General features: G+C 71.0%; 4 protein-coding genes. 1 reads left to right on the top strand and 3 read right to left on the bottom strand.

Annotated elements, in window-relative coordinates:
• Positions 1-123 precede the first annotated feature (123 nt).
• The 3 genes from WHI96_RS27350 to WHI96_RS27340 all read right to left on the bottom strand — a co-directional run bounded on the left by WHI96_RS27350 (position 124) and on the right by WHI96_RS27340 (position 1,662).
• Positions 124-363 carry a hypothetical protein gene (locus WHI96_RS27350; RefSeq protein WP_345654659.1) on the bottom strand — a complete coding sequence of 80 codons (240 nt, stop codon included), beginning with the start codon at positions 361-363 and terminating at the stop codon, positions 124-126.
• A 277-nt stretch (positions 364-640) separates the two neighbouring features.
• On the bottom strand, positions 641-1,309 hold the full coding sequence (locus WHI96_RS27345) for a cation efflux transmembrane domain-containing protein (protein ID WP_345654656.1): 669 nt from the start codon (positions 1,307-1,309) through the stop codon (positions 641-643).
• A complete protein-coding gene (locus WHI96_RS27340; RefSeq protein WP_405414912.1) occupies positions 1,306-1,662 on the bottom strand; it encodes an ArsR/SmtB family transcription factor in 357 nt (118 codons plus the stop codon). The genes WHI96_RS27345 and WHI96_RS27340 overlap by 4 nt, the downstream gene beginning before the upstream one ends.
• 864 nt (positions 1,663-2,526) lie before the next feature.
• Here WHI96_RS27340 and WHI96_RS27335 point away from each other — a divergent pair.
• Positions 2,527-2,895, top strand: a complete 369-nt coding sequence (locus WHI96_RS27335; protein WP_345654650.1) for a hypothetical protein — start codon at positions 2,527-2,529, stop codon at positions 2,893-2,895.
• Positions 2,896-3,133: the final 238 nt, after the last annotated feature.

Below are 3,133 nucleotides of genomic sequence, written 5' to 3'. Positions count from 1 at the left end.
GCTGCACTCCGCTGCCGCGGACCTGCCCCCGGCCGAGCTGGAGGCCGCGCACTACCGTCAACACATCGGCCAGCCCGAGTCAGAGCACTCAACCCGATAGCTCTCCGGACACGCCGGGGCGGTTCACTCGTCAGCGTGCGGGTGATGGTGGAGCAGGTGCACCTCGCCGGGGCTCAGCCAGGCCAGTCCGACCATCAGGCGCTCGGACCCGACGAGCTGCTCCGACACGAGTTCGATCAGCCGTCCCCGATCGCGCGGGTCACCGCCGGCGCTCATCCACGACTCGTTCCCGGCGTCGCCCTGGTCGACGATGGGTTGGTCCTGCGCCCTGACGTGGAACCTGCTCGACGTGCCGTCGCTCATCGACATCCCTCACGACTCGACCCGGCCGCCGAACGCCGGCCGCATCCCCGTTCGATCGGGGCTCTGCGGGCGGGCGGCGCAGACCCTGGCCGGCGCGGTGACCCGGAGCGGCCACCCCGGGCAGTCTCCGAGACGAGAAGCCCTGACGTCCATCTCGGGATATCGGCCCTGATCGTGTTCGTGAGGTACACGATCCATCGCCAGGACGACGTCCAGGCGCGGGATCCGGCCGCACCCCTCGCCCGAGGGGTGTCCACATCGTGGTGGCTCCGGACCGTCAGCGGCAGCAGCCGTCGGCGCGCGCGTCGGACGTCGCGACGGCGCCGGGCAGCGCGGCGCAGCAGCCCTCTCCCCGCCACGCGTTCCCACCCTCGCGCACGGCCAGGCCCGCCAGCACCAGCGCGGCGACGGGGTCGGCCCACCACCAGCCGAGGGTGGTGTGGAGAACGAGCCCGACGAGCACCGCGGCCGACAGGTAGGTGCACAGCAGCGTCTGCCGGGAGTCGGCCACGGCGCTGGCCGAGCCGAGCTCGCGCCCCGCGCGCCGCTGCGCCCACGACAGGAACGGCATGACCACAACACTGGCCGCGACCAGCACGATGCCCACCGTCGAACGGTCCGCCTCCGCCGCCCCGGACAGGCCCCGCAGCGCCTCGACGGTCACGTAGAGGGCGAGGGCGAAGAACGAGCACGCGATGACCCGCAGGGCGATGTGCTCGCGGCGGGCCGGGTCGCGGCCGGCGAACTGCCACGCCACGGCAGCGGCCGAGCTGACCTCGATGACCGAATCCAGTCCGAACCCGATCAGGGCGATCGAGGACGCGGCACGACCTGCGGCGATGGCGACCACGGCCTCGACCACGTTGTAGCCGATGGTGATCGCGACGAGCAGGCGGATGCGGCGGACGAGGACGGCGCGACGGTCGTCGGAGAGGGACAGGGTCACGACGCCCGTTCCCCGGTCTGTCCCGGTGCGCCGTAGGTAGGGCACAGCGCGACCGCGTCGCCGGTCTCGGCGAGCACCGTCTCGGCGCTGCGCAGGAGGTCGAGCAGCTCCGGGCGCACGAGGCGGTAGTAGGACTGGCGTCCCTCGGCCCGGGAGTCGATCAGGCGGCAGTCCCGCAGGCAGGCCAGGTGCTTCGACACCGTCGACTGGGCGAGACCCAGCTGGCGGGTCAGATCGACCACGCGGGCCTCACCCCGGCCGAGCCGCAGCACGATGGCCAGCCGTGCCGGGTCGGCCAGCGATCGGAACAGCGCCACCGCCGGGCCGACATCAGGGCAACAATTCATCGCCATGGGGCAATGTTAGTCAGAGAGAACGATGAAGAAACACCGTGAGCCGGTCTCAGCGGGCGGGCCCCGGTGTCCGGTCCGTTCCCGGGCCGTTCTCAGGGGCCACTCGTCGTGGCCGGCCGCAGCATCGACCAGGTGCGGGGCCCGCCGCGCGGCCGGTCGACCTCGGCGGTGACCCGGGAGCCGGGGCGGGTGCGGAGCCGCACGTCCGACGCGAGCGAGGGCCGGGAGTCCGTCGCGGTCCACCCGGCCCGGCCCGTGCGGGACACCGACCTCGCGCACCAGCAGCTCCTGGCCGGCGCCCGGGCGTCGCGGGTGCTCGACCGCATCGATCGTGTGACGGGTGAACGGGTGGTCGAGGAGCGCCGCGCAGAGCAGTTCCGCGGCGGCGGGGACGTCGGAGGTCGTGGCGATCCCGGCGGTGCGTGTCGTCGGCGGCGGACGTCGACGGCGGCACGCCGCGCACGAGCCGGTTCCGGCCCACTCGTCCGGGGCGGATCCGTCCGTCGGGGGGTGCGATCCGGTGCCGGGAGTTCCCCCGGGTCAATACGACAGGGTGACGCGACGACACGGCCGTGCGGAGGCCGCATCACGGAGCGTGTTCCGGGAAAAGGGTACGCGTCCGTTCGGGTCCACTGTGGTGACGATCCGTCGCGGACGGCGTCCGGAAGCGACGTTCACACGGATTCTCGGCTGCCGGAAGAGAGCAATAACCTCGCGGTCAGTAATGCCTATCGTCCGATAGTGGTAGAAAGTTCGTCGGATCGGGGATGGACCGGATAGCGTTCTGTGCATCGGCGGGGCTCCCGAACCCACGCCGAACACGCCGGTCCGACATCGGACCCCGTACACAACGGAGAAATAACTGTGCTGAAGAAGGCTGGAATCCTGACCGCCGGCGTCACCGCTGGTCTGCTCGCCATCTCCCCGCTCGCCTTCGCGGGTGACGGCGGCTGGGACAAGGGCCACCACGGGCACGGCCACGGCGGCGACCGCATCAACGCCGACCAGATCAACAACCTGGAGAAGGACCGCAACAGCGTCCAGTCCGGCCTGGTCAACGTCGGCGACGTCAACGCCCTCAACAACGCCAACGTGCTCAGCTGCTCGCTGAACAGCGCCGACGTCGCCGCCAGCGTCCTCGGCATCCTGGGTGGCCAGGCCACCAACGGTGAGGACGCCCCGAGCTTCAGCGACTGCTCGCAGGGTGACAGCCAGACCAACGTCCAGGACTGAGTGCACCTGCACCACCGGGCACGATGACGGGACCGTCTTCCCGTCATCGGTGACCCTGCACTTCCGGAGATCCCCCGCTCTTCCGACCGGAGCGGGGGATCTCCGCATTTCCGGCTCTTCCGGAAATGGAGTGCAGGTGAGGGCGTGATCGACCGCGCGGGTGGGGTCGTGTCGCTGCGGTGAGGCGGGCCCCGAGAAGTTGATGATGAAGGTTCCTACACCGAACATCGTCGAACGC

It is taken from the genome of Pseudonocardia tropica (assembly GCF_040105315.1).
GTDB classification, from domain to species: domain Bacteria; phylum Actinomycetota; class Actinomycetes; order Mycobacteriales; family Pseudonocardiaceae; genus Pseudonocardia; species Pseudonocardia alni.
This window is presented reverse-complemented; position numbering and strand designations above follow the sequence as displayed.

What these genes read in the sequence shown, in the direction of transcription:
- WHI96_RS27350 (WP_345654659.1), bottom strand. Translation starts at nt 363, where the DNA reads ATGAGCGACGGCACGTCGAGCAGGTTCCACGTCAGGGCGCAGGACCAA.
- WHI96_RS27340 (WP_405414912.1), bottom strand. Translation starts at nt 1,662, where the DNA reads ATGGCGATGAATTGTTGCCCTGATGTCGGCCCGGCGGTGGCGCTGTTC.